Here is a 23397-nt window from a genome sequence, read left to right as displayed (position 1 = left end):
TCTCCGTTTTTTCACCGTCGGAAGCGCAAGCTACGCGTCCCGCGTGACCGCGCCAAACGGCGGTACGGTGTCGTCCGGGGCAGCCGCTATCGCCGTCACCGAGTCCTCACCGGCACGGACACGAACCCGAGCGATGTCCCGCTCGCTGCCGTCGACCGTTGCTGTCGCTGTCATCAGTGTCGTTTCGGTCCCCAGAAGCCTTGCCGAGTCGCTTTCGCGCCACTCCGAAACGGTGTCCACATCGGCATCCATCGCAAGCGAAACGACCCGGACGCTGTCCACTGCCGTCAACGGGTCGCGGACGACCCCGGGCTGGTCGACGACCTGGACAGCTGGGGCCGTCAGGAGGCCAAACAATGCCCCGCCCGCTGACTCGTAGACGCGCCGGAACACGGTCGCAATCACGTCCTGGTGCGAGGTCAACTGCACGTCACCCGAGAAGTCGACTGTCACTGTCGTCTCAATGGTGGGGCTGTCCTCGATAACGAGTGAGTAGTCGCTGGATTCGGGGAGCTTCGCCGGTGAGGTCGCACTGGCTTCGATCGGCTCGCTCTCTTCTGGCAGGACGCTACAGCCGGCCAGCGTCGCCACACAACCGACGACGAAGCCGCGCCGAGTCGGGAGCGTCATTTCCAGAACCGCTTGGCAAGCCGCGACAGCACTCCTTCCTCGGGCTGGGTCACGTCTTCCCAGAGGACGAACGCTTCGACCACGTCGGCGGCTTCGCCGGCGACAGCCTCCTGCTTGTCCGGAACGACGACGCCCAGATTGACCTCGTAGTGACCGTAGTAGCCGTATTTCAGTAGCGTGCGCTCGCGCTGGCCCTCAACGAACGACCGAACCTCGTCGGGTAGCTCGTCGGCGACGAGGACGAACGTGAAGTCAGTTCGGTAGTGCTCTTCGTTCGGCGTGACCCGTTTGTCGGCCAGGTCGTGGCCGAGTTCGACCAGCCGCTTCAGTTCGCCGATTGTCGGCCGGTCGACGCGGCGGGCGTAGAGGTACTCCTCGGACTCGTGGTCGCCGTAGGACAGCGCCGGGTGGAAGAACTGCTTCTGGTTGAGGACCCGCATCTCGCCGTAGAGGTCCCAGCGCTCGCCCCTGAGCTGGTGATCCCGCTCCAGCGTGTAGTTGTACATCAGGCGGTCGCTCACCCGGTCGAAGTACGGGTCATCTGTCCAGTGTGGCACCTCCTCGATAATTTCGTCGGGCAGCTCAGATTTCGGGACCGCCCCAGTGACGGGGTCCTCCCAGTCATCCGCGCCGTAGTCCGGCGGCTCCTCGCCCGACGTGGACTTGGATTCCTCGCTCATCGTCGTGCGTTCCGTGGGCGTTCAGTTCGTACTGCTCGCCTGCCGCGGTAAGTCATATCATGGCGATGCCGTGTCGGCATCTTAAGCCCGTCGGTCAGCCGACGGTCGTTCACGGGCCGTACACGACCGCCGCGGCAGGTTTTTGATGCTGGCCTTTCAATTATCCACTAACAATCATGGCGAAAGACACCGAAGCCTGCGGCCGCTGCTCGATGACCGTCGTCGTCGATGCCGTCGACGAAACCGAGGGCGAGAAACCTCACGACCCGTTCGGCGATGATCGCATCGAGGTCGACCAGCGCGACATCGAGCGCATCTCACCCGAGGCCTGGATGGGCCATCTTTCGACCAGAATGAACGAGGTCGTCAGTCGCTACGTCTGGGGTCGCTGACCGATCAGAGCACCGCGTCGATAACCCAGAACAGCCCGTAGCTCAGCCCGAACGCCAGTGCGAGCGACCCGACCCAGGCCAGCACTGTCTTGCCCATCTTCTCCCGACTGACCTCGCCGCCGCCGGCGGCTGCGCCGGAGCCGACGATGGCGGAGACGATGATCTCGTTGAACGACACCGGAATTCCGAAGAAGACGGCCGCCTGTGCGATAATGAAGCTCGGAATCAGCGCGCCGATGGAGCGCCGCGGCCCGAGCGAGGAGTAGTCCTGTGCCAACGCTTTGATCATCCGCGGCGCGCCTGTCCAGGACCCAATGAGGAGGCCGAGGCCGCCGAACAACAGAACCCCAGTGATGGGGATGGCTGCCGTCGGCCCCTCGCCAAGCAGGGGCACCAGCGGCCCCAGCGCCAGCCCGACCTGGCTCCCGCCGGCGGAGAAGGCCACGAGCCCGCCCATCACTAGCAGGAAGTGCCGCTGCCCGGCGGCCGCGTCCGCCCTGATATCTAGATACAGCAGTCCACCCGCGAGCACCCCGATAAGGAGCGTCACAACGACCATCGACGGGAATACTGGCGTCCCGACCGCCCTCGCGATGGCGCGGGCGACTGACGCCTGCTCGCTACCCGGTGCTAGCAGCACGAACTCGATGTTCGCCAGAATCACACCGACCAGCCCGCCCAGCAGCGGCACAAGCCGTTCCTCGGTCGTGGCCTCGTGTCGGAGCGACCACGCCGTCCCGAAGGCGATACCCCCGCCGATGAAGGGCGTCAAGACCCACAGCGAGACGATTTCGATGTACTTGGCCGTCGCCGGCTGGCCGCCCATCGCCAGTCCGACGCCGACCACCGCACCGGTGACCGTGAACGCCGTCGCGATGGGGTAGCCAGTGAAAATTCCGACGGCGACCAGTACCGCCGCAGTGAGGAGGGCGACGATAGCGGCGATCGCCGAGAGGCCGCCGCCGCTCGGGAACAGGACGAGTTCGCTGCCGACGGCCTCCGTGACGTTGGCCCCCTGCAGGACCGCGCCGGCCAGCCCGAGGATGCCGACGAAAAACCCGGCCCGCATCACCGAGATCGCGTTCGCACCGACGGCCGGCGCGAACGGAGTGGACCCGGACGACCCGGCACCGATAGCCCAGGCCATGAACAGACTCGCGGCTGACGCGATAACAAGCGTCACAATCGTACTCGTCGCGACCATCTGTCACGGCGTTTGCCCCGCCCTGCAATGAGCCTACCGTTCGCGCGCCCTTGTGAGGCCGACTATCAACTCGGAAACGGGCGTCACGGGCAAACGTTCAGGTGGTAGCGCGTGGTTCGGTCCCGTATGTCCGCCACTGAAGAGGGTGTCCGCGTCTGGCTGGTCGAACGAACCTACTCCGACGACGAACAGAACCTCATCATCCTCACGTACGCGACGCCCGACGGCGAACAGTACTTCCGCAAGGAGCGGGCGCTGACCTCGTTCTCTGATGTGCGGGAGACCACGGCCGCCGTCGATGCTGACCCGGACAACCTCGGGTCCGTCGACGACCCGGACCTGCAGGCACAGTACGCGGCCGAGGCGTCGCGGATGGCCGAAAAACACGATCCTGACGACGCTATCTGACCGTCTGTGTGGCCATGCTCGTGCTTCGTTCGCCTTCCCTCTCGGACGCAAAACCGATGCCGGCGGCAGGGACGCCGCCTTAGTTCGTTTTCGCGTCCGTCTCGTCCCCCGTCTCGACCGCATCAACACCCTCAGCGGCCTCGGCGGCCTCGGTGACCTTCTCGGTGTCGACGTGCCAGCGGTCGACGGCTTGCTCGAAGTCGGCGAGCTTGTTCGAGACGCGCATCTTCAGGTCGTCGTCGTTGACGTTGACCTCGAAAACGTACTCGGGGCGGTCGCCGTCACCGACGCGGCGGAGGTTCGCGCTGATGAGGTCGTTGTCGAAGTAGTACGGGGCGATCTGGGTCATCACGTTGCGGTAGACGGTGTCCTCGACCTTCCGCAGGGCCTTCCGGCTGGCGGAGTCAGCCGCGCGGGCGACGTAGTCGACGGACTCGCTCCAGCGCTCCATCGCCTCGTCCGGTTCGTCGAGGTTCTCGTAGGACTCGCTGAGCTTCTCGCCAGCGGTCTGGAGGTCCTCGTCCGGCCCCTTACCGGCCTGTTCTCCCTTGCCCTCGTCGACGCTCGCCTGATCGGCGGTCTTCTCGTTGACGTCCTCGTCCAGTCGCTCGTGGCTCTTGGGTCGCCACTCGTCGAACTCACTGAGGGCGTCCTCGTCGACGGCTTCGCCCGAAGCGATGTCTTTCAGCGCTTGTGTGATGCGCTCGCCGTGCTCGACGATGTCGACCCAGCCGCCTTTCGTCTTGAATCCTGAAACGCTCTCTTCGATGTCTGCCATGGTATAATAGATCGGTCTATGACAGCCGCGGGATCTGCTGCAGTGGGCTGTCCATCTGTACACAGCGGATTGCTGCTCAGTGGGGTTAAACGTTTCCGCCATGACGACAGACGTGATACTCTCCGGCCGTATTCCTCCCCAGCCCTCAATATCGAGACGCAGACGACGTATTTCTACTGCAGAGCCGCCTGCCTGTTGACCCTACTTCGCTCAGCACCGAACGGCCGTTTATAAGGATTGCACGCGAACGTACTTGTGATGACATCCGCACTATTCGTCGTAAGCGAGCACGGCTATTGGGGCGAGGAATGTATAGAGCCGCTGACAACTCTCACAGACGCCGGTCTAGATATCACGGTGGCGACACCGACCGGCGAGCCGCCGGTCCTTGACGAACGCTCCGTCGACCCAGAAGAAGTCGGCGAAGACCTCTCGGAGCACGTTCGAGAGGTCCACGAGACCGACGAGCGCCTGAACAACCCGATCCCACTGGCACAGGCCGACGCCGAGGACTACGACACCGTCGTATTCCCCGGCGGCCACGGCGCGGAGTGGGACGTCACGCAGGATGTCCACGCCCGTGAACTGCTGCGCGAGAGTGTCGCCGGCGACGACGGCAAGGCGCTCGTCGTCTGTCACACAGTCGGGATTCTGGCCTTCACCCGCAATAGGGACGGCGAGTTCCTCGCCGACGGCCGCTCGGTCACCGGTTTCCCGAACGCCTGGGAAGAAGGCATCGTCGACGAGAACGACCTGCTCCCCGATGGCCGGAAGCTCCCGTACTGGGTCGAAGACGAAGTGAAGGCCGTCGGTGCGGACTGGGACGCCGAACTCGATGCCGACACCAGCGTCACGGTCGACGGTGACCTCATCACGGCCCGTGGCCCACCGTCGTCGGCTGCGGCCGCTCGGACGCTGCTGGACGAACTCGGTATCGAGACGTCGGCGTGATGATCGGACGCCCGCCGATCACCGCAACACATCAATTCGGCTGAATTTCTCGGAAGCGAGTACGTCCGGCCTGGGTGCGTTTTCCCACGCAGTCGCCGTCCCGGAGAATACAGTGGCATACGCTATCGCACGATATAGTCAAATAACGACTGTGTACTAGCTAACCTTCTTGAAGCCCCCGTGCAACGTAGACATACGTATGACTAACAACTCCACGCGCAGGCGGTTCCTCAAAACAGCAGGCGTTGCAGGTGTCGCAGCTCTCGCCGGTTGTGGCGGCGGCGACGGTGGCGATGGCGGCGACGGCGAGATGACTGAAGGCGACGGCGAAATGACCGAAGGAGAGATGACCGAAGGGGAGATGACCGAAGGCGAGATGACTGAAGGCGAGACGGAGACTCGCCTCTCCTGGCACGCCGGCGGCACCGGTGGCACCTACTTCCCGCTCTCGAACGAGTTCAAGACGGTCGTAGAGGACAACACGGACTTCACGCTGAACGTCCAGTCGACCGGTGCGAGCGTCGAAAACGTCGGCAGCCTCGCCAACGGCGACGCCGACTTCGCGCTCATCCAGAACGACATCGCCTCGTTCGCGAAGAACGGCGAGGGGATCGATGCGTTCCAGGACAACGCCATCGAGAACCTCCGCGGCGTTGCGACCCTGTACCCGGAGACCATCACGGTCGTCACCCTCGCGGACACGGGCATCACGCAGCTCTCTGACCTCGAAGGGGCGACGATCAACACCGGCGACCTCGGGAGCGGAACCCAGGTCAACGCGAACCAGATTCTGGAATCAGTCGGTATCTCCGATTACAACGAGCAGAACGCCTCGTTCTCCCAGGCTGCCGACCAGCTCCGGAACGGCGACATCGACGCCGCATTCGTCGTCGGTGGCTGGCCGGTCGGCGCTATCGAGGACCTCGCGAACACCAACGACCTCGTCATCGTCCCGATCTCCGGCGACAACCGTACCGCAGCGAAGGAGGACGCCTCCTGGTTCGCTGACGACACCATCCCCGCCGACACCTACACCGGCGTTGACGAGGCTGTCGAAACAATCGCTGTGCAGGCGATGATCGCGACGAACGCCGAACAGCCCGAAGGGACGGTCGAGTCGGTCACCGGCGCTATCTTCGACAACGTTGACGCCCTCTCTATCAAGACGGACTTCATCAGCAAGGACTCCGCACAGGACGGGATGTCCATCGAACTCCATCCCGGCGCAGCGGCATACTTCGACGCGTAACGTCGTCGGCTGACGCTATCCGTATCGTTAACTAACCACCTTCTATTACTCATCAACTGGAATGAGACGACAATACGTCGCTATCGCGGTGTTCGTCGCCCTCCTCGTCATCGGGACAGTAGCAGCGCTCCCCGGCGGACGTGCATTGGTCGTTGAAGACGTCGAGACCGGTGAGCAGTATCTAACGGCTCCGGTCGAAGACGGCACGATCGTCGCGCTTGAATATATGCACAGTGTCGAAAAAACGCGCGTCTACGACGAGTACACGGTCCGTGGCGACCACCTCGAAATGACGCGCATGGAGTTCGAGTCGTTCGGCTGGGGGCTCCCGAGCCGGGCCAACGTCACTCGCGAGGACGGGATGTATGTGTTCGACCCGCCGGGTAACTACACGCGCGTGACAGTCTCTCCCGGTGATGTTGCAGGACATAAACTTCACGTCGGAGCCGAAACCTACGACTTGGTAGCCCGCACCAACGGCCGCTCGGTCCACCTCTACGTGACCCAACGCTCGGCGTTCGGTGCCGCGACAGACCAGCTCAACACATGACTGAAAACGCACAATCTGACGACGGCGGGGAGGCCGTATCGGACGAGGAAGTTGATGAAGTACTGCAGGAGATCGAGCGGAAACGCTCGCTGACAGGCTGGGCCGTTGTCCTCGTCGCGCTCATCGGCATCTCGTTTTCAGTGTTTCAGATGTGGCTCGCGGCGAAAGGATTCGTCCTTTCGATTTCGCTGCCCGGCGTCGGTGACATGGTGTTCGCGTCCCTGCAACTGCTCCAGATCAACGCCGTCCACGTCTCCTTTGGCCTCATCCTGACGTTCTTGCTGTATCCCGGCAGCACCGGCGATGGCCCGCTTTCCCGGCGCTGTATCGCGCTCGGGTCGCTGGTCGACGAGAAACTCGGCGCGGAGCATCCGGTGTCTCGTGTCGTTCACGCTATCGGGAGCGTTCTTGCTTGGGCGTTTCTCGACGCCGAGATGGACCGTGTGACGCCCTCGGATCTCGTTTTTATCGTCCTGTCTGTGCTGTCGGCCGCGTACTTCATTACTGACTTCGACGAGATCCAGCGCATGCGCGCCTTAGGCCTCGAACGCGGCCGTCCCATTCAGGAGGTGTTCACCTTCTTGGAGCCGATAGCGGGCCTACTCGGACCGCTCGCCGATACCTCCTACGCGTTCGTGCTGGGCGTGGTCGGTGTCCTGCTCGTCCTCGAAGCGACCCGCCGGGCGATCAGCCTCTGGCTGATGGTCATTGTCGCAGTGTTCATCGTCTACGCCCGCTTCGGTGTCCTCATCCCACAGGACGCAGCCTACATCGATGTCCTCTCTATCCCGCCACTGTCCTGGCCCTCTATCATCCAGAACCTCTGGTACAACACGGAAAACGGGGTGTTCGGGATTCCGGTCACCGTCTCCGTGCAGTTCATCTACATCTTTATCCTCTTTGGCGCGTTCCTCGAGATGTCCGGCGCGGGGCAGTGGTTCATCGACCTCGCGTACGGCGCGACGGGCACGCGGAAGGGTGGCCCGGCGAAAGCATCCATTCTCGCCAGCGGATTTATGGGGACCATCTCAGGCTCGTCCATCGCCAACACGGTGACGACCGGTGCGTTCACGATTCCGCTGATGAAGCGGTCGGGCTACTCGCCTGAGTTCTCCGGCGGTGTCGAGGCCTCTGCCTCATCGGGTGGTCAGATTCTCCCGCCGGTGATGGGGGCCGCCGCGTTCCTCATCGTCCAGTACACGGCGACGCCGTTCGCCGACGTCATCGTTGTCGCGACGATTCCCGCTATCGTCTTCTTCTTCGGCGTCTGGGTAATGGTCCACTTCGAGGCAGTCAAGGAGAACATCGGCGGCCTCGACTCTTCAGAACTGGTCAACCTCCGGAGCCACTTCAAAAGCGGGTGGTTCTACCTCGTCCCGCTGGGCCTCCTGCTGTACTATCTCATCATCGAGCGACTGTCTGTCGCCCGCTCGGCGTGGTTTACGCTCATCGCAATCGGGGCGCTCATCGCACTTGTGGCGGCCTACAGCGACGAGACGCGTGCCCGACTCGGAGTTACATTTGCGACCCTCTTCGGGCTCACGACGCTCACGCAGTACTTCACCGGCGAAGGTCTTTTCGGATACCTGTTCAATCGGTTCGTACAGGCTACTACAGCGTTCCCGACGCTGTTCGACCGTATCGATGGCCTTGTCGCGGCAGACCTGACAGCAGAGGGTGCGCTTGCACTGCCCGGCCCACAACCACTTGGCTCCGCGTTCTCGGCCGCAGTTGGCAACGTCGGCACGCTGATCATCCTCGCCGGCGTCCTCACCCTGATTACCCGTCCCCGACTCGACTCGCCGATACTGTCGTTCGACAGTGCCGTCGACGACACCGCCAAAACGACCGCTGACGCCGTTGGCCAGCCAGACCTGGCCTCGAACGGGCTGTACAAGCTCGGCGTCTTCCTTGGAAAATCTATGGAGAGCGGGGCCAGAACCGCGGTCCCGGTCGTCATCGCCGTCGCCGCCGCCGGCATCATTCCGGGCGTCATCAGCGTCTCCGGCCTCGGCCCGAACCTCGTCTCGCTTATCACGACCGTCGCCGGCGGCTCGCTGGTCCTGCTGTTGCTCGTCACCGCGTTCTCCTCGATTATCCTCGGAATGGGGATGCCGACGACGGTGACCTACATCATCCTCGTCTCACTGCTCGCGCCGGCGCTGACCGAGTTCGGCGTCCCGCTGCTCGCGGCGCACCTGTTTATCCTCTACTTCGGCGTCATCGCCGACATCACGCCGCCGGTCGCAGTGGCTGCCTACGCCGCCTCCGGCGTCGCGAAGTCCGACGCCTTCGAGACCGGTATCGAGGCGTTCTCGCTGTCGCTCAACAAGGCTATCGTCCCGTTCGCGTTCATTGTCACGCCGGGCATCATTCTGCTCCGGCGCAACCCTGACGCTGCCAGCCTCGACATTGGAGACAAATACCACGTCGTCGGAGTCGCGGACCTCCTCGATGTCGGCTACGCAATTCCCGAGATCCTGATCCCCGTGATCGGCGTCTTCCTTGGCGTCGTCGCGCTGGCCGCGACGGTTATTGGGTTCGCGTACGCGCCGGTCTCCCGAAGCGAGCGCGCGGCGTTTGCGTTCAGTTCGCTACTCCTGATGGCTCCCGGTCTTGCGGTGTCCGGTGTGTACGACCTCCTCGGACTCGTCGGCATCGCCGGCGGCGAGATGACGGTACTGCTCGACGTTGTGCTCCGCGGTGTCGGCCTGGCTTTGTTCCTCTTCCTCATGGCCAAGAACCGCCAGCGTGGCGGTGACCCTGCGGTACGGTCAAGCACGGCTGAGCCGGCGTGAGTGAGAACCGTTTAACCCATCGGGGGTCAACGGGCACGATATGCCAATCGAGCAGCGCGGCGACGCCTCCGTCGTCACGCACGCGCTGGCGCGAGACGAACTGACACGCATACGAAACGTCGAGACTGAACAGGTCGCGTTCCGGAAGGGGCTGGTCCGCCTCGGCCGTATCTGTGGCTACGAGATCATCGACGGCCGGATGGAGACCGAATATACGGAAATCCAGACGCCGCTGACCACGACGATGGGCGAGCGCGTCAAAGGACTCGAAGACGTGGTCATCGTCAACGTCCTTCGCGCTGCGACGCCGTTTGTCGAGGGACTGCTCAAAGCGTTCCCCCGCGCCAGACAGGGCGTCATCTCCGCCAGCCGCGACGAGGAAGCCGGGATGAACGACGACGGCGAGTTCCCGATCTCGGTCGAGTACGTCAAACTGCCCGAAATCACCGAGGACGACACCGTCATCATCGCGGACCCGATGCTTGCAACTGGGTCAACGATGGCCACGGTACTGGACTACATCACCTCAGAGAAGACAGAGCCGGAGAATCTGCTCGTCCTAGCCGCGGTTTCCGCGCCGGAGGGTATCGTCCGGGTCTCTGAAGCCCAGCCGGATGCTGATATCATCAGCGTCGCTATCGACGACGAACTCGATGATGACGGGTTCATCGTTCCGGGGCTCGGCGACGCCGGCGACCGCGCCTTCCGGACGACGTAAGCCGTCCCGGCCCGCTCGACCTGTCGACAGAGGGGCGAAATATTTTTATATCCGGGCCGAATCAGCCGATGATGTCGCGATTTTCCATCCTTCCACAGCTACTGTACCCCCTTACTTCACCTGGAAACCGAGGGACGGCAGCATATTTTCCGTCCAGTTGAAACGAGAACGACGGCCGTGAACCGCCCTGCGGGACTGGACGTGGTCCTGCTGGGCAGTGGCGGACCGGGAGGCTTTCCTGCTGACGGGACAGCAACCCAGTATGGTTCGACGCCGATACCGGGTCGCGGACACCGCCCAGCAACTCGTCGGTGGGTTCCTGCTCGCGGGACCGTTCGTCGTGACCGAGGAGGTGTGGGTGCTGGCCGAGAACATGTCCTGGTATCACGCGGTGCTCGTCGTGGGTATCGTGTTCGCTATCGGTTACGGGGCGCTGTACAAGGCTGACGCGGGCCGGGACGTGGACACCGAGGCGGAGGTGGCCGGTATCCCGATCCGGTTCGTCTCGCTGATGGGTGTCGCGTTCGGGTCGGTTGCCATCCTCGCGGTGGCGCTGACCGCCCCTGACACGTTCCTCGTCAACGGTGGCATTCTCCCGGACCCGACGCCGATGGCCGTCTTCCTGACGACACTGAAGGCCATCACTGTCGGTGCTATCTTCAGCGTCGTCGGGGCTGCGACGGCAGACAGCGTATTCTGACCGTGACCCGCACACTTAATTGGGTGCCACCCCCCTTGATGTGCATATGGAGTACACGCTGGCTATCGACAACGCGCCGGAGACTGTTCCGGGTGGCACAGGGATACTGCTCCTGCACCCGAGTACCGGCGAGACGGACAGACTGGACACGGATTTCCTTGCGACCGACACGGACTCGATGCTCGTCATCTCGACCCGGACCACTGCCCGGGAGGTCAAGCAGAAGCTGGAGTACTACGAAGTCGACGAGTCGAAGGCGACCATCCTCGACACGCTGTCGGTTGAGCGGGGCTATACCCGCCGCCAATCCGAAAGCGTCCGATACGTCTCCGCGCCGGACGACCTCTCCGGTATTGTCTCGGAGGCCGAGACGTTCCTGCAGGAACACGACGGAAAACTCCGTGTGACCTTCGATTCGCTGACGGAACTCATCTACTACGCCGACGAGGACGGCGCGCTGTCGGCCGTCGAAGACATTCTCGACCTGCTGGACGAGTACGACGCCGTCGGGATGTTCCACCTCGCCGACGAGGTCCACGACGAGGAGACGGTCGCGGCGTTCCGGGAACTCTTCGACGGTGTCATCGAACTGTCTGAGGACGGAACCATCACCAGTACCTTCGAGGCGTAGCCCGACACACTCTGTCCGGAATCCACCGCTCCTTCGACCGATTTGTGGCAGCCGATCGACACTACTTCCCCAATCGAGTACCCTGATGGCATTTCGCTCTTTCGAACGAAATGGCGTTTTCACCGGGTAGCGACGCCAACGCCCCGTATGAGAACTCTTACCAAACCAATAACAATTAAGAGGGTATAACCCACATACAGGGTTGTATGCCGGAATGCCAGAACTGCGGTAATTTTGTAACGGCTGACTACGCGCGTGTGTTCACGCCGAACGGGGTCGAAAAGCCCAGAGTCTGTCCGCAGTGCGAAGACAAGATTCGCGACGGGGCAGACGTCCGTGAGGCCCGGTCCACACGTCGCGGATAGAACCGGTCAGGAACTGCCGCCCTGTGACCTGACGGTTGCGGGGACGTTTTCCTCGCCGGCTACACTCGCTACCAACCGCTGTTTTCCCGGTATTCTCGCTTCATCTATACCAGCGCGTCCGTGAGGCGTGTGCGTGCCTCCTCGAACACCGCATCTGCACGGTCTGGGTCGCGGGCTTCGGCGGTAATCCGAACGAGCGGCTGTGTGCCGCTGGCCCGCAAGAGGAACCACGCGTCGCCGAGGTCGACACGGACGCCATCGAGCGTCGTCACGTCGTCGTAGGCATCGGTCACTGTCCCCCGAACGCGGTCCATCACCGCTCCCTTCTCGTCGGTTTCGACGCTGTCCCGGCGGATGGGGTACTCCGGTACGTCGGCGGCGCGGTCGCCTAGCGGGCGCTCGCTGTCCAGTGCCGCGGCGGTACAGGCCGCCAGCGGACCGTCCGGGCACAGCGTTCGCTCGGGCCAGATCCACGCACCGCTTGGTTCGCCACCGAAGACGACCCCGTCCTCGCTCGCGGCCTCGGCGACGTACACGTCCCCGACCGGGGTGTACTCGACAGAGACGTCGATGTCGTCGAGGTAGTCCTCGACGGCGAGGCTCGTATCGACCGGGACGGCGACCCGCTCGCCCGGTGACGCTGCAGTACGGGCGAACACGGCCAGCAACACGTCGCCGGAGAGAAAGGTCCCGTCGGCCGCAACCACCCGCATCCGGTCGGCGTCACCGTCGTGGGCGATGCCGAGGTCGGCGTCGGACTCGGCCACCAGCGTCGAAAGCGACTCGCAGTGCTCGGCTTTCGGTTCCGAGGGGCGACCGGGGAACGCGCCGTCGGGCTGGCCGTTGAGCGTCTCGACGGCACAGCCCAGCTCGGTGAGGGCGTCGACGCTGACCCGGCCCGCGCCGTTGCCGAGGTCCACGACGACGTGGCTGTCGAGGTTCGTCTCATTGACTTCCGTGACCAGCGCGTCGACGTGGCGCTGGCTGGCATCCCAGGATTCGATATCGCCGCCGTCGTCCCAGGCTGCTGGCTCGAACGCATCCTCGGCTAGTCGCTGCTCAATCGTCGCCCGCAGGTCTGAACCGAAGGCTTGTCCGCTGGGCTGCCAGAGCTTGATGCCGTTGTCTTCCGGGGGGTTGTGACTCGCCGTCACTGCGACGCCGGCGTCGGCGTCCTGCCACGTCACTGCTCGTCCAATGGTGGGCGTCGCCGCGCCGCCGAGGTCGACCACGTCGACGCCGCTCTCCCGGAGCCCGGCCACTAGCGCCGCCTGCAGGTACTCGCCGCTCGCTCGCGGGTCCCGGCCGACGACGACTCGCTCGCAGTCGATGCCAAGCGCCCGGCCCACCGAGAGCGCCAACTCGGCCGTGACCGTCTCACCGACGGGACCCCGAATCCCGCTCGTTCCGAACTGTGTCATTACTGGTTTCTGGTCGGGCCGCCCCTAAAACCCATCTGGCATCGGACAGGTGTTGTGGGCCGATGGTTCCGACACCGCGCCGCTACCCCGTCGGCGACCACTCACAGGCCGTCCCGGTCGTCAGGTCTGCGTCGTCGATGTGCGCTGACAGGCAGCCGTAGTTGCAGAACTGCGCCGTCGGTTTCCCGTCCGGCGTCTCGCTGAGGAAAACGGGCTCGTGGGCCTCTACCGGACAGCCGCAGTACGTGCACTCTGCCATACGGACGCTTGCGGCCGGGAGAACAAACGTTTTGTCCGCGTCTGTCGACCCACCGCACATGAAACAGGGTGGCTCCGACGCGGCGAAACAGGCAGCGGGTGAATCGGCGGCCGAAGCAGTCGAGGATGGTATGGTCGTCGGCCTCGGCACGGGGTCGACGGCGGCTCATGCTATCCGCGCTATCGGCCAGGCGGTCGACGCCGGACTCGATGTCGTCGGCGTCCCCACGTCGTTTCAGTCCCGTCAGCTGGCCCGGGACTGTGGCATCCCGCTGGCGGATCTGGACGATGTGTCGGTCGACCTCGCCATCGATGGGGCCGACGAAGTGGCTGGCGGCAATCTCATCAAAGGTGGCGGCGCGGCGCACGCCCGGGAGAAGATCGTCGACGCGAGTGCCGACCGCTTCCTCGTCGTCGCCGACCCGACGAAGGAGGCGGACGTGCTCTCACACCCTGTCCCCATCGAAGTGCTTTCGATGGCCCGCTCGACGGTCGCCGCATCAGTCGAGAGTCTGGGCGGCGATCCGGCACTCCGCCGTGCAGAGCGCAAGGACGGCCCCGTCGTCACCGACAACGGGAACCTCGTGCTCGACTGTAACTTCGGGCCTATCGACGACCCCGCCGCGCTCGCCAGCGATCTCGCCGCACTCCCCGGTGTCGTCGAGCACGGGTTGTTCGTCGACATGGCCGACGAAATCCACGTCGGCACTCCTGACGGCGTCACCGTTCGACCGCTGTCGGAATAGCTGTCGCTAGCCGGCTTGCGTCAAAAAAATATGCTGCCTGAAACGATCTTACAGGTCGCGCGGCTGGACCGTCTTCCGGTCGTTCTCGTCAGCTCGTCGGGCTGCGTCCTGAAGCAGCTCCTCGACTTCCTCGTCGAGTGCGTCGTAGAAGTCGGACGCTACGTTCATGTCGTTGAGCTCTTCCTTAACGGCGGCTTTGACGATTAGGTCTGCCATACAGACGAGGTATCGACGGGGGTTACTTATATACTTTCTCCAATTAGTTCGCTCTAGACCCTATTACCGGCAGTTTGAGGCATTATACGACACATAACCCCTTATAAATCGCCGATTGTGTCCGACTGAATCCATCAGAATACGTCCTTTGGCCTGCCCCAGACGGCTATTGTCGCGTTACGCCGGCCGAGCGTCGCTCACGCGCGCTCCGACAGGACCGACCCTGATTTGGGCACTACGCCTGTCCCGGACCGACGGATAGGAGTGGTCGTATCCCTGAATGAGTCCTATGCGCGATATACTCGATTCGGTTGCGGCGGGCGACCTCTCTCCGGCGGAGGCCGAGGCGGCGCTTGCGGGCTATGCGACCAGCGGGGCCGGTCGGTTCGACGCTGCTCGGGAGGACCGCGCCGGCGTTCCCGAAGCCGTCCTCGCGGACGGGAAGACCCCAGCGGAAGTGGCGGACCTGGCGGCGACAGCTATCGAAACGACAGACCGGGCTATCGTGACGCGGCTCGACACGTCCACTGCAACGGCCGTTCGGGAGCAACTGGACGAGACCGCCCCGGATGCGACAGTTCGCTGGGACGACCGCTCGAACTGGCTGGTGGCGACGACACCCGCGTTCGAACGTCCGTCGCTGGACGCGTCAGTGGGTATCGTCACCGCCGGAACCTCCGACGCCGTGCCGGCCGGTGAGGCCGCGCTCATCGTCGAGGAGATGGGCGCGACCGTGACCCGTATAGACGATGTCGGTGTTGCGAGCCTCGCTCGGACGATCGATGCAGTCGATGGCCTCCGAGACCAGGACGTCCTCATCGTCGCGGCGGGCCGCGAGGGAGCGCTCCCGACGGTCGTCGCCGGTCTCGTCGACGTGCCGATCATCGGTCTGCCCGTTTCGACCGGCTACGGCCACGGCGGCGAGGGCGAGGCGGCCCTTTCGGGGCTGCTCCAGTCCTGCACTGCCCTCTCCGTCGTGAACATCGACGCCGGCTTCACTGCCGGAACGCAGGCCGGCCTAATCGCCAGACAGCTCGACAATGCACGGTCGTAGGAACTCTCCCGAACCGCAGCCATACCCAAGTATTTGGGTAAAGAGCTATGAGAACAACGCGCGTACGCGTATACGTCGGCGGTGGTGTCGCCGACGAACACGATGCCTGAATGTGATCATTGCGGCGCGCACGTCTCAGACCAGTTCGCCCGAGTGTTCGCGGATGAACGTGGACACATCCGGGCGTGTCCCAACTGCTCGGCAAACGCTGGCATTGCCGAGGTATCGAGAGAGCGCGCCCAACAAGTGTGAGGCCCACTGGGCCACCAGCATCGTGCGATGACTACCGCGCGGAGCCCTTACCACGTGTACGTCCTCCGTTGTAGCGACAACACGTTTTACACTGGCTACACGACCGATGTGGAACGCCGCGTCCGCGAGCACGACGCCGGCGACGGCGCGAAGTACACGCGCGGCCGAACCCCGGTCGAACTCATCCACGTCGAGTCATTCGATTCACAGTCCGACGCGATGAGCCGTGAGTACGAGATCAAGCAGTACTCCAGAGCGGAGAAGGAACGGCTCGTCGAATCTAGCGACGCCGAAGCGGAGTTCGATATCTGAACTGCCGCTTGCCGCTCGCCGTTGATGCCGGCAACATGACAGCTTGCCGATGAGGCGTGACTTTTTGTCTGGGGGCCGAGAACCGCGAGATATGGACAACGACGCGGATGTCGACGCAAGTGCAATCGCCTTCGGGACGGACGGCTGGCGGGCAACGCTGGACGTGTTCACGAAGCCGCGGGTCCGGATGGTCGGCCAGGCCGTCGCCACGACGCTCGCCGAGCGCGGGGCGACCGGGACCGTCGCTATCGGGTACGACGCTCGCGAGACATCGCCCGGGTTCGCCGACGAACTCGCACACGTCCTGCGCGCGAACGGGTTCGACGTACTCTTGCCGGACCGGGACACGCCAACACCGATCCTCGCCTGGACAGTAAAAGACCGCGGGCTGGCTGGCGCGCTCCAGATCACAGCCAGCCATAATCCGCCGGAGTACAACGGTGTGAAGTTCATCCCTGGCGACGGGTCGCCGGCGCTGCCCGACTGGACGGCCGCCTTCGAGGAGAACCTCGCCGTCCTCGACCCGCTGCCCGAAGACGAGTGGGGCGACCGGATGGAGGACGACCTCATCAGCCCGTTCCACGACCACGCGCTGGATTTCGTCGACACCGACCTCGATGGCCTGCCGGTCGCCTACGACGCGCTGTACGGCAGCGGCCGCGGCGTTACCGACGCCCTGCTCGAAGCGGCCGGAGCCGACGTGACCCGTCTCAACTGCGAACAGGACCCGGAATTCGGCGGCGGGTCGCCCGAGCCGTCGGCGGAGAACGCTGAGGGGCTCGTCGGCGAAGTCAGCGAGGGCGATGCCGCGCTGGGGATCATCAATGACGGCGACGCCGACCGCATCGGCGTCGTCACACCTGACCGCGGCTATCTGGACCCTAACCTGTTCTTTGCCGCGATGTACGACTTCCTGCTGGAGGACGAGGCGGGCGATGTCGTTCGGACAGTCTCAACCTCTAGCATCGTCGACCGCGTCGCCGAGGCCCACGGCCAGGATGTCCACGAGGTCGCCGTCGGCTTCAAGTGGGTCGCCGAGGCGATGGCCGAGCACGACGCGCTGTTCGGTGGCGAGGAATCGGGCGGGTTCGGCCTGCCGGACCACCTGCGGAACAAGGACGGCGTGCTGGTGGCGCTGGTCGCCGCCGCCGCCGAGCGCGAGGAACCGCTTGACGCTCGTGTCGACCGACTGCTGGACGAACACGGCGAAATCCACCAGGACCGGATTAGCGTCGACTGTCCGGACGGCCGAAAGGAGCCGGTCCTCGACGATCTCGAAACCGCACTGCCAGACGCGCTGGCGGGGGTCGCCGTCGACGGTATCAACACGGTCGACGGGTTCAAGATCAGACTCGAAGACGGGACGTGGGTGCTGGTCCGCCCCTCGGGCACGGAGCCGAAGCTCCGCGTCTACGCCGAAGCGTCGAGTGCGGAACGCGTCGAGGAACTACTGGAAGCGGGTCGGGATCTGGTCGAACCGCTGGTCTGACAGAAGCCAAATCTTTTCGTCGGCGTTATTCAACTGCTACCATATGTGCGAGCCCTCCTCCGCAGTCGTCGCTAAGTCCCTGACAAAGCGCTACGGAACCACAACGGCTGTCAACGAACTCGACCTCAGCATCGAACACGGCGACATATACGGTTTCCTCGGCCCGAACGGCGCCGGGAAGACAACCACCATGCGCATCTTCACCGGCCTCATCGAACCCAGCGGCGGCGAGGCACGCGTCGCAGGCATCTCCTGTGTCGACCGGCGTGCCTTAGTCGAGCATATCGGCCTCATGCCGGAGACACCACCACTGTACGACCAACTGACCGGGCGCGAGCAGTTGCAGTTCGCGGCCGACCTGCGGAACGTCCCCTGGGATGCCGTCGTTGACACCGCTCTGTCACTGTGTGCGTCGCTCGATCTCCGTGCAGACTTGGACCGCCGCATCGACGGCTACTCCAAGGGGATGAGACAGAAACTATCGTTCATTCAGTCCGTCCAGCACGACCCAGCCGTTATCTTTCTCGACGAGCCCACTTCCGGATTAGATCCCCGGGCAGCGAAGACACTCCGGGAACTGATCACTGACCTCGCGGACGGGGACACGACAGTTCTTCTTTCAACGCATATTCTGCCAGTCGTCGAGGACATCGCTGATATGGTCGGGGTCCTCCACGATGGTCAGTTGGCGGCCGAAGGATCGCCGGCAGAACTGCGCTCGGCCGCGGCGCGCACCGAAGGTGGTGGTGCTGATCTGGAAGACGCGTTCCTGGCACTGACTACCGACGACGACACCGCCTGGGCCTGACGATGCGTGACAGTGCTCAGACACCGGAAGAACGCGGTGATCGGTATGTCCGGAGTGACGCACGCGATGCCTGGGTCGTCGTCCGGACCGAACTTCGCGCCCGCGTCCGCCAGACACTGGAGACGCCCCGACAGCTCATCAGCGTCGCGATGCTGCTCCTGCTGGTCGGCATCTTTCTCCCGCTGCTATGTGCTGATATGGCGCTATCCTATGGTGCATCGCTGACGAGCGGATCGCCGCCGGTCGGACGGACCGGGCTGCTCGTCGCCGCAGCCATGGGTGCCGGGCTGTATCTCGGCTTCTCGACCGCGACCCAGCAGCTCCAACTCGGAACACTAAGCCCGCTCGTCAGAACCGCAGTTCCGCCGAGAGCTGTCGTCTTCGGGCGGCTCACGAGTGAATTCACCCAGACGATAGTGTTCGTCATCCTGCCCGCGGTGTTGTTGCTGCCGGCCGTCGCCATTGGTGCCCGGAACCCCATCCCGGCGGTCCTGTTGCCACTGGCGCTCGTGCCTCCGTTGCTTTCGTCGGCGTTTGCTGGCCGTCTGCTGGGCGAGGGGCTCGCGTTCGCAAACCGGTGGCTCGGCGTCAGTACTTGGACCAAGGGAGTGGCGCTTCTCACCGCCACTGCAGCGGCGTATCTCGGGATGCAGCTGTGGCTAGAGTCCGTGTTTCCCGACTCCTCTATGACGGCGACAGAGGGGGGCTTGCAGACGATTGTCCCTGGGGCACCTCTGCAGGCGTACGCGAGTGTCGTCCTCGCGCCCTTTGGCGCACAGGCACGGCCGCTGGGACTCGTCGTCGGGGCCGGGCTGGTCGCCGCTGTCCCGCTCAGTCTCGCCGCGACTGTGCGGTTCGAATCGTGGCTTCTCCAGCGCGAACCCGAAGCGGACCGCGACGAAACCGCACACGCCGACGAAAGCCGATCCGTAGCCGCACCGTTTCGCGCCACGTCATCGACCCGGGTCGCCTGGCGGTACCTGCTCCGGACTCGCCGCGACCCCGCGATGCTGGCCCACCTGTTCCCGGTCTTTGTCGGCAGCCTGGGTATCCTGTCGACGGCTGTTACAGACCCAGATACGGTCCTGTGGTTGGCACCGGGGACGGCCGTCATCGTCGGGGCCGCCCTCGCTGGCGGTGCGTACTGTCTGAACCCGCTGGGTGACGACCGCGACCAGTTACCGCTCGTGCTGACCAGCACCGGGTCGACCGCGGTGTTGCTCCGCGGTCGCGCACTTGCTGGCCTCACGCTCGGGATGCTGTTTGCCTGGGGTCTCGCCGTGCCACTCGAACTGGCCGATGGCTCCGGCAACCACACCGTCGCTCTGGCGCTCTTTGCTCCCGTCCTGCTTCTGGCCGGCGCTGGGACGGCACTCGGGATGGGCGCGTTGTCACCGAAATTTAAACGGAATGAGTACCTCAACGTCGAGCGAGCCCACCCCTCGCTGATAGTCTCGATTGGTTACATGTTTGGGTCGATACCTGTCGGCATCACCGGAATGGTGTTGTTTCCCGCCGCGGTTGGCGACCCGTCAGCTGTCAATCTTACGGCAGTCAGCATCTATATCCTCGTCATCGGAGCTATCAGTTGGGGCGGCTACGCCGCCGCTATCCGTCGGTTCGACCGGCTGACGCTCGATGACATCTGAGAACCAGTGCGGCTGGGTACGAAGTCGCAACTACGGACTTACTCGCCGGCGCTGACGACGTACGTGCCAGCCACGCGGTCACCGAGGCGCTGTGCGTCGTCGCTCACGAACATGACGGCCGCTTCGACGAGGAGCCAACCGGCCATGAGAACGAGCGCGAAAATGAACCCGAACCCGCCGAGAATACCACCGAGCAGGAGCATGATCGGGAACGGGGCGAGCAGCACTGCCGTTCGGAGCAGGCGGTCACGCTGGCTTGGTTGCGACCCGGTCTCATCGACGACGGCGATGTCCTGCGATCGTTTTCCGACCGTCTCGTTGTCCATTGCGTAGTACCCGAAGTAGTAGACGAGTACCGCACCGATCGCAATCCACAGGACGAAGTTGAGAACCATCCCCAAGAGCCCTGCAGCCATCATTGATCCGCTGCCCATCGCGCCCGGATCTCCGGGAGAGGTGGCGGCCATCGCGCCTACCGAGAGGACCGTGTTGAGAACGAACGTGACGAGCCACAACCCGAACGCGACGGCGCTCAGGATGGCGAAATCGATGAGGTATGCGACGAACCGGTCGCTCCTCGCCTCGACCGCGTTTTCAGGGACAGTTGCTGCCATTGTCTTAAAATCGTTCTCAAAACCATCTAAAAAATGTTACGACGCTGTGAGAACAGTTCTGGTCTCTCTGCGGAGTTGCCATTCCTACTCAAGCTCGCCACGATAGCGGCCTGGGTCGTCCAGTGGCTCGGTGTCGAACCCCAGCCTCTCGTAGAACGGCTGCACGTCCGCGTCAAACTCCGCGGTGAGTTGGTCCCGACGGTCGAGTGCCGCCTCGACGAGCGCTGTCCCGATGCCCTGGCCACGGCGACGCCGACGGACAGCGACGGCCTCGATGTGGGTCCCGTCGAGTACGAGTGCACCGAGAACGCGCCCATCCGCCTCATTGTCACCGGACATTGCGACGAGCGTGTTACCGTCTTCAGCACCCGTTCGCACGGTTTCTACGGCTATCGAGAGGACCGCCCCGTCGAGGACGTTCATTACGGCAGGTACTTCGTCAGGGTTCGCTGTTCGGACGTACATAGCTGTGCTAGAGGGCCGTCGCTCAGTGGCTCACCCGCCTTTGATGAGCCTGACGACCCGAACGTAGTCGTGCTCGACGGGCTGGTCTGTCGGCACGTGCTCGCCGTCGACGAGGACTGACACCTCGTGGGGACTCAGGTCGACCGGTGCGAGCAGGTCGCCGTAGGTCGCGTTCGCGTCCACCTCCAGTTCGTGGGTGTCTTCGCCAGCAATCTCGACGGTGACGTGCATGCCCGGCCGTACTCCGCCGACGCACCTGAGACTGTCGACTCTCGCGGGGTTTAAGACCGGCCCACGCCTCCCATCGTCCATGAGTGAGGCCGAGTCCGAGTCGCGGGCGGGACGCGAGGAGGTCTGGATCGAGAAGTACCGCCCGCAGACGCTCGACGACGTGATGGGCCACGAGAACATCGTCGGGCGGCTCAAGAGCTACGTCTCGCGCAACGACCTGAGCCACATGCTGTTTTCCGGCCCGGCAGGGACGGGGAAAACGACGTGTGCGACGGCTATCGCCCGCGAACTGTACGGCGATGACTGGCGCGAACACTTCCTCGAACTGAACGCCTCAGACGAGCGCGGTATCGACGTGGTGCGGGACCGCATCAAGAACTTCGCCCGGACGAGCTTCGGCGGCGTCGAGTACCGTATCATCTTCCTCGACGAGGCCGACGCGCTGACCAGCGACGCCCAGTCAGCGCTGCGCCGGACGATGGAGCAGTTCTCGAACAACGTCCGCTTTATCCTCTCGTGTAACTACTCCAGCCAGATCATCGACCCGATCCAGTCCCGCTGTGCGGTCTTCCGGTTCTCGCCGCTGGCAGACGACGCCGTCGCCGAGGAAATCCGAAACATCGCTGCTGAAGAAGACATTGAACTGACCGAAGACGGACTCGACGCGCTCGTCTACGCCGCCGACGGCGATATGCGGAAAGCCATCAACGGCCTGCAAGCTGCATCGGTCAGCGGCGACACGGTCGACGAGTCAGCGGTGTACGCGATCACTTCGACGGCCCGCCCGGAAGAGATTCGGACGATGGTTCAGTCGGCGCTGGACGGCGACTTCACCGCCTCGCGGGCGACCCTCGATAGACTGCTGACTGAGGAAGGCATCGCTGGCGGTGACATCATCGACCAACTGCACCGTTCAATCTGGGAATTCGATATCGGCGACGACGCAGCCGTCCGGGTGCTCGAACGCATCGGCGAAACCGATTATCGGATCACCCGCGGTGCGAACGAGCGCGTCCAACTGGAAGCGATGCTGGCCTCGCTCGCACAGGACGAGTAAGGTTCGCATACCGCACCACTCCAATTTTTCACACCTGATAACTGGCAGGTGAGGTTTATGATGAAAGCGTTCTAAGAATATCAACAACTGAAATGCAACGTTTACGACCATCTACGGAGGGGACGGGTGAGGACCGCGGACAGGTCGGGATCGGGACACTCATCGTTTTTATCGCGATGGTGCTGGTCGCGGCAATCGCAGCGGGCGTGCTCATCAACACTGCGGGGTTCCTGCAGAGTTCCGCGCAGGCGACGGGCCAGCAGTCCAGCGATTCGACGACGAACCGAATTCAGGTAGTGGGTATCACCGGGGACCACTTCACTGGCGACAGCGAGGTCGGCGTGGTTGATATTGTTGTCAGGCGGGCACCAGGGGCAAGCAACGTCGACCTAGACAAGACAACGATCCAGTGGATCGGCCCGAGCGGCTCGTACTACCAGCTTGCGGCTGGCGGCGCAGACGGCAACCCCGACGGTCGGTTCGCCATCTCCACCGTGCAGGACAATGACGGCTCCCAGCCAGTGCTGAACGACGTTGAAGACCGTTTCAGAATAACGCTTGATCTGGGCGGTGACGACAGTGTTGGTGCCGTGCCGTTCGGCGAACCCTTGCCTGAAGGCGAGACCGCGACACTTCGTATTACCTCGCCAGCGGGCGGGATGACGACCGAGGAAGTCGTCGTTCCGAAGACCCTCTCCGGGGAATCCTCAGTTACGCTCTGACGGTCAGGGAGACCGCCGGCCCCTTCGGAACAGTTTTAGGCGAACGTGG

Annotated in this window: 29 protein-coding genes; 19 read left to right on the top strand and 10 right to left on the bottom strand. The window is 63.8% G+C overall.

Annotation, left to right across the window (positions count from 1 at the left end; translation table 11 throughout):
* Positions 1–30 precede the first annotated feature (30 nt).
* Together ACYJ11_RS06055 and ACYJ11_RS06050 are read right to left on the bottom strand one after the other, a co-directional pair.
* Positions 31–630, bottom strand: coding sequence for a DUF6517 family protein (locus ACYJ11_RS06055; protein ID WP_461647087.1), 600 nt, complete (start codon positions 628–630; stop codon positions 31–33).
* Positions 627–1310 carry a hypothetical protein gene (locus ACYJ11_RS06050; protein WP_461647086.1) on the bottom strand — a complete coding sequence of 228 codons (684 nt, stop codon included), beginning with the start codon at positions 1308–1310 and terminating at the stop codon, positions 627–629. The genes ACYJ11_RS06055 and ACYJ11_RS06050 overlap by 4 nt, the downstream gene beginning before the upstream one ends.
* Positions 1311–1486: 176 nt before the next feature.
* Between ACYJ11_RS06050 and ACYJ11_RS06045 the strand changes: the two genes are divergently transcribed.
* Positions 1487–1702, top strand: coding sequence for a hypothetical protein (locus ACYJ11_RS06045; protein WP_170096678.1), 216 nt, complete (start codon positions 1487–1489; stop codon positions 1700–1702).
* A 4-nt stretch (positions 1703–1706) separates the two neighbouring features.
* Here ACYJ11_RS06045 and ACYJ11_RS06040 read toward each other — a convergent pair whose 3' ends face one another.
* Entirely contained in the window at positions 1707–2906 is a 1200-nt protein-coding gene (locus ACYJ11_RS06040; RefSeq protein WP_461647085.1) for an inorganic phosphate transporter, read from the bottom strand.
* Positions 2907–3032: 126 nt separating this feature from the next.
* Between ACYJ11_RS06040 and ACYJ11_RS06035 the strand changes: the two genes are divergently transcribed.
* On the top strand, positions 3033–3314 hold the full coding sequence (locus ACYJ11_RS06035) for a hypothetical protein (RefSeq protein WP_461647084.1): 282 nt from the start codon (positions 3033–3035) through the stop codon (positions 3312–3314).
* A gap of 79 nt (positions 3315–3393) precedes the next feature.
* Here ACYJ11_RS06035 and ACYJ11_RS06030 read toward each other — a convergent pair whose 3' ends face one another.
* The gene (locus ACYJ11_RS06030; protein WP_188975560.1) at positions 3394–4092 is read right to left on the bottom strand and encodes a DUF5828 family protein; all 699 of its coding nucleotides are present in this window, start codon (positions 4090–4092) and stop codon (positions 3394–3396) included.
* A gap of 258 nt (positions 4093–4350) precedes the next feature.
* Between ACYJ11_RS06030 and ACYJ11_RS06025 the strand changes: the two genes are divergently transcribed.
* The 8 genes from ACYJ11_RS06025 (at position 4351) to ACYJ11_RS05990 (ending at position 12054) form a co-directional block, all read left to right on the top strand.
* Positions 4351–5043 (top strand): type 1 glutamine amidotransferase domain-containing protein, encoded by a 693-nt coding sequence (locus ACYJ11_RS06025; protein ID WP_188975559.1) that lies wholly within the window; start codon positions 4351–4353, stop codon positions 5041–5043.
* A 199-nt stretch (positions 5044–5242) separates the two neighbouring features.
* Positions 5243–6292, top strand: coding sequence for a TAXI family TRAP transporter solute-binding subunit (locus tag ACYJ11_RS06020; RefSeq protein ID WP_461647083.1), 1050 nt, complete (start codon positions 5243–5245; stop codon positions 6290–6292).
* 61 nt (positions 6293–6353) lie between these two features.
* On the top strand, positions 6354–6842 hold the full coding sequence (locus tag ACYJ11_RS06015; protein ID WP_461647082.1) for a DUF1850 domain-containing protein: 489 nt from the start codon (positions 6354–6356) through the stop codon (positions 6840–6842).
* Positions 6839–9640 carry a TRAP transporter permease gene (locus tag ACYJ11_RS06010; protein WP_461647081.1) on the top strand — a complete coding sequence of 934 codons (2802 nt, stop codon included), beginning with the start codon at positions 6839–6841 and terminating at the stop codon, positions 9638–9640. Before ACYJ11_RS06015 ends, ACYJ11_RS06010 begins: the two co-directional genes overlap by 4 nt.
* Positions 9641–9680: 40 nt before the next feature.
* The gene (gene upp, locus ACYJ11_RS06005; RefSeq protein ID WP_461647080.1) at positions 9681–10358 is read left to right on the top strand and encodes a uracil phosphoribosyltransferase; all 678 of its coding nucleotides are present in this window, start codon (positions 9681–9683) and stop codon (positions 10356–10358) included.
* Between the two features lie 262 nt (positions 10359–10620).
* Positions 10621–11058: a DUF2391 family protein gene (locus ACYJ11_RS06000; RefSeq protein ID WP_170096686.1), complete on the top strand. Its 438-nt coding sequence runs from the start codon at positions 10621–10623 to the stop codon at positions 11056–11058.
* A 46-nt stretch (positions 11059–11104) separates the two neighbouring features.
* Positions 11105–11689 carry a DUF7090 family protein gene (locus tag ACYJ11_RS05995; protein ID WP_005536954.1) on the top strand — a complete coding sequence of 195 codons (585 nt, stop codon included), beginning with the start codon at positions 11105–11107 and terminating at the stop codon, positions 11687–11689.
* A gap of 206 nt (positions 11690–11895) precedes the next feature.
* On the top strand, positions 11896–12054 hold the full coding sequence (locus ACYJ11_RS05990; protein WP_044952319.1) for a DUF7563 family protein: 159 nt from the start codon (positions 11896–11898) through the stop codon (positions 12052–12054).
* A gap of 104 nt (positions 12055–12158) precedes the next feature.
* Here the strand turns inward: ACYJ11_RS05990 and glmM are convergent, their stop codons facing one another.
* Positions 12159–13475, bottom strand: coding sequence for a phosphoglucosamine mutase (gene glmM / locus ACYJ11_RS05985; RefSeq protein ID WP_461647079.1), 1317 nt, complete (start codon positions 13473–13475; stop codon positions 12159–12161).
* Between the two features lie 82 nt (positions 13476–13557).
* Complete coding sequence (locus ACYJ11_RS05980) at positions 13558–13734, bottom strand: hypothetical protein (RefSeq protein WP_229727287.1); 177 nt, start codon at positions 13732–13734, stop codon at positions 13558–13560.
* 58 nt (positions 13735–13792) lie between these two features.
* Here ACYJ11_RS05980 and rpiA point away from each other — a divergent pair, with 58 nt between their 5' ends.
* Complete coding sequence (rpiA, locus tag ACYJ11_RS05975) at positions 13793–14479, top strand: ribose-5-phosphate isomerase RpiA (protein WP_188975544.1); 687 nt, start codon at positions 13793–13795, stop codon at positions 14477–14479.
* Between the two features lie 48 nt (positions 14480–14527).
* Here rpiA and ACYJ11_RS05970 read toward each other — a convergent pair whose 3' ends face one another.
* The gene (locus ACYJ11_RS05970) at positions 14528–14695 is read right to left on the bottom strand and encodes a hypothetical protein (protein WP_004517708.1); all 168 of its coding nucleotides are present in this window, start codon (positions 14693–14695) and stop codon (positions 14528–14530) included.
* A gap of 289 nt (positions 14696–14984) precedes the next feature.
* Between ACYJ11_RS05970 and larB the strand changes: the two genes are divergently transcribed.
* The 6 genes from larB (at position 14985) to ACYJ11_RS05940 (ending at position 20259) form a co-directional block, all read left to right on the top strand.
* On the top strand, positions 14985–15749 hold the full coding sequence (gene larB / locus ACYJ11_RS05965) for a nickel pincer cofactor biosynthesis protein LarB (protein ID WP_461647078.1): 765 nt from the start codon (positions 14985–14987) through the stop codon (positions 15747–15749).
* Positions 15750–15851: 102 nt separating this feature from the next.
* Positions 15852–16001, top strand: a complete 150-nt coding sequence (locus tag ACYJ11_RS05960; protein WP_420182198.1) for a DUF7563 family protein — start codon at positions 15852–15854, stop codon at positions 15999–16001.
* 27 nt (positions 16002–16028) lie between these two features.
* Positions 16029–16313 carry a GIY-YIG nuclease family protein gene (locus ACYJ11_RS05955; protein ID WP_188975540.1) on the top strand — a complete coding sequence of 95 codons (285 nt, stop codon included), beginning with the start codon at positions 16029–16031 and terminating at the stop codon, positions 16311–16313.
* A 91-nt stretch (positions 16314–16404) separates the two neighbouring features.
* Positions 16405–17802: a phosphoglucomutase/phosphomannomutase family protein gene (locus tag ACYJ11_RS05950; protein ID WP_461647077.1), complete on the top strand. Its 1398-nt coding sequence runs from the start codon at positions 16405–16407 to the stop codon at positions 17800–17802.
* A gap of 43 nt (positions 17803–17845) precedes the next feature.
* The gene (locus ACYJ11_RS05945; RefSeq protein WP_170096692.1) at positions 17846–18610 is read left to right on the top strand and encodes an ABC transporter ATP-binding protein; all 765 of its coding nucleotides are present in this window, start codon (positions 17846–17848) and stop codon (positions 18608–18610) included.
* 2 nt (positions 18611–18612) lie between these two features.
* Positions 18613–20259: a hypothetical protein gene (locus ACYJ11_RS05940; RefSeq protein WP_461647076.1), complete on the top strand. Its 1647-nt coding sequence runs from the start codon at positions 18613–18615 to the stop codon at positions 20257–20259.
* 38 nt (positions 20260–20297) lie between these two features.
* Here the strand turns inward: ACYJ11_RS05940 and ACYJ11_RS05935 are convergent, their stop codons facing one another.
* The 3 genes from ACYJ11_RS05935 to samp2 form a co-directional block, all read right to left on the bottom strand.
* Entirely contained in the window at positions 20298–20873 is a 576-nt protein-coding gene (locus tag ACYJ11_RS05935; RefSeq protein WP_461647075.1) for an RDD family protein, read from the bottom strand.
* A gap of 84 nt (positions 20874–20957) precedes the next feature.
* Positions 20958–21338, bottom strand: a complete 381-nt coding sequence (locus ACYJ11_RS05930; protein ID WP_461647074.1) for a GNAT family N-acetyltransferase — start codon at positions 21336–21338, stop codon at positions 20958–20960.
* Positions 21339–21368: 30 nt separating this feature from the next.
* The gene (gene samp2, locus ACYJ11_RS05925; protein WP_461647073.1) at positions 21369–21569 is read right to left on the bottom strand and encodes a ubiquitin-like small modifier protein SAMP2; all 201 of its coding nucleotides are present in this window, start codon (positions 21567–21569) and stop codon (positions 21369–21371) included.
* Positions 21570–21648: 79 nt separating this feature from the next.
* Between samp2 and ACYJ11_RS05920 the strand changes: the two genes are divergently transcribed.
* The gene (locus ACYJ11_RS05920; RefSeq protein WP_005536969.1) at positions 21649–22626 is read left to right on the top strand and encodes a replication factor C small subunit; all 978 of its coding nucleotides are present in this window, start codon (positions 21649–21651) and stop codon (positions 22624–22626) included.
* Between the two features lie 92 nt (positions 22627–22718).
* A complete protein-coding gene (locus ACYJ11_RS05915; protein WP_461647072.1) occupies positions 22719–23348 on the top strand; it encodes an archaellin/type IV pilin N-terminal domain-containing protein in 630 nt (209 codons plus the stop codon).
* The last annotated feature ends 49 nt before the right edge of the window (positions 23349–23397 follow it).

The sequence above is a fragment of the Haloarcula sp. H-GB5 genome, from assembly GCF_054850705.1.
Note: the sequence above shows the minus strand (reverse complement) of the source record. Positions and strands in the feature narration are given on the sequence as shown.

Bases quoted from the DNA above. Each gene is read 5' to 3' on its own strand.
- ACYJ11_RS06055 (WP_461647087.1), bottom strand. From the start codon at position 630: ATGACGCTCCCGACTCGGCGCGGCTTCGTCGTCGGTTGTGTGGCGACG.
- ACYJ11_RS06050 (WP_461647086.1), bottom strand. From the start codon at position 1,310: ATGAGCGAGGAATCCAAGTCCACGTCGGGCGAGGAGCCGCCGGACTAC.
- ACYJ11_RS06045 (WP_170096678.1), top strand. From the start codon at position 1,487: ATGGCGAAAGACACCGAAGCCTGCGGCCGCTGCTCGATGACCGTCGTC.
- ACYJ11_RS06040 (WP_461647085.1), bottom strand. From the start codon at position 2,906: ATGGTCGCGACGAGTACGATTGTGACGCTTGTTATCGCGTCAGCCGCG.
- ACYJ11_RS06035 (WP_461647084.1), top strand. From the start codon at position 3,033: ATGTCCGCCACTGAAGAGGGTGTCCGCGTCTGGCTGGTCGAACGAACC.
- ACYJ11_RS06030 (WP_188975560.1), bottom strand. From the start codon at position 4,092: ATGGCAGACATCGAAGAGAGCGTTTCAGGATTCAAGACGAAAGGCGGC.
- ACYJ11_RS06025 (WP_188975559.1), top strand. From the start codon at position 4,351: ATGACATCCGCACTATTCGTCGTAAGCGAGCACGGCTATTGGGGCGAG.
- ACYJ11_RS06020 (WP_461647083.1), top strand. From the start codon at position 5,243: ATGACTAACAACTCCACGCGCAGGCGGTTCCTCAAAACAGCAGGCGTT.
- ACYJ11_RS06015 (WP_461647082.1), top strand. From the start codon at position 6,354: ATGAGACGACAATACGTCGCTATCGCGGTGTTCGTCGCCCTCCTCGTC.
- ACYJ11_RS06010 (WP_461647081.1), top strand. From the start codon at position 6,839: ATGACTGAAAACGCACAATCTGACGACGGCGGGGAGGCCGTATCGGAC.
- upp (WP_461647080.1), top strand. From the start codon at position 9,681: ATGCCAATCGAGCAGCGCGGCGACGCCTCCGTCGTCACGCACGCGCTG.
- ACYJ11_RS06000 (WP_170096686.1), top strand. From the start codon at position 10,621: ATGGTTCGACGCCGATACCGGGTCGCGGACACCGCCCAGCAACTCGTC.
- ACYJ11_RS05995 (WP_005536954.1), top strand. From the start codon at position 11,105: ATGGAGTACACGCTGGCTATCGACAACGCGCCGGAGACTGTTCCGGGT.
- ACYJ11_RS05990 (WP_044952319.1), top strand. From the start codon at position 11,896: ATGCCGGAATGCCAGAACTGCGGTAATTTTGTAACGGCTGACTACGCG.
- glmM (WP_461647079.1), bottom strand. From the start codon at position 13,475: ATGACACAGTTCGGAACGAGCGGGATTCGGGGTCCCGTCGGTGAGACG.
- ACYJ11_RS05980 (WP_229727287.1), bottom strand. From the start codon at position 13,734: ATGGCAGAGTGCACGTACTGCGGCTGTCCGGTAGAGGCCCACGAGCCC.
- rpiA (WP_188975544.1), top strand. From the start codon at position 13,793: ATGAAACAGGGTGGCTCCGACGCGGCGAAACAGGCAGCGGGTGAATCG.
- ACYJ11_RS05970 (WP_004517708.1), bottom strand. From the start codon at position 14,695: ATGGCAGACCTAATCGTCAAAGCCGCCGTTAAGGAAGAGCTCAACGAC.
- larB (WP_461647078.1), top strand. From the start codon at position 14,985: ATGCGCGATATACTCGATTCGGTTGCGGCGGGCGACCTCTCTCCGGCG.
- ACYJ11_RS05960 (WP_420182198.1), top strand. From the start codon at position 15,852: ATGCCTGAATGTGATCATTGCGGCGCGCACGTCTCAGACCAGTTCGCC.
- ACYJ11_RS05955 (WP_188975540.1), top strand. From the start codon at position 16,029: ATGACTACCGCGCGGAGCCCTTACCACGTGTACGTCCTCCGTTGTAGC.
- ACYJ11_RS05950 (WP_461647077.1), top strand. From the start codon at position 16,405: ATGGACAACGACGCGGATGTCGACGCAAGTGCAATCGCCTTCGGGACG.
- ACYJ11_RS05945 (WP_170096692.1), top strand. From the start codon at position 17,846: ATGTGCGAGCCCTCCTCCGCAGTCGTCGCTAAGTCCCTGACAAAGCGC.
- ACYJ11_RS05940 (WP_461647076.1), top strand. From the start codon at position 18,613: ATGCGTGACAGTGCTCAGACACCGGAAGAACGCGGTGATCGGTATGTC.
- ACYJ11_RS05935 (WP_461647075.1), bottom strand. From the start codon at position 20,873: ATGGCAGCAACTGTCCCTGAAAACGCGGTCGAGGCGAGGAGCGACCGG.
- ACYJ11_RS05930 (WP_461647074.1), bottom strand. From the start codon at position 21,338: ATGTACGTCCGAACAGCGAACCCTGACGAAGTACCTGCCGTAATGAAC.
- samp2 (WP_461647073.1), bottom strand. From the start codon at position 21,569: ATGCACGTCACCGTCGAGATTGCTGGCGAAGACACCCACGAACTGGAG.
- ACYJ11_RS05920 (WP_005536969.1), top strand. From the start codon at position 21,649: ATGAGTGAGGCCGAGTCCGAGTCGCGGGCGGGACGCGAGGAGGTCTGG.
- ACYJ11_RS05915 (WP_461647072.1), top strand. From the start codon at position 22,719: ATGCAACGTTTACGACCATCTACGGAGGGGACGGGTGAGGACCGCGGA.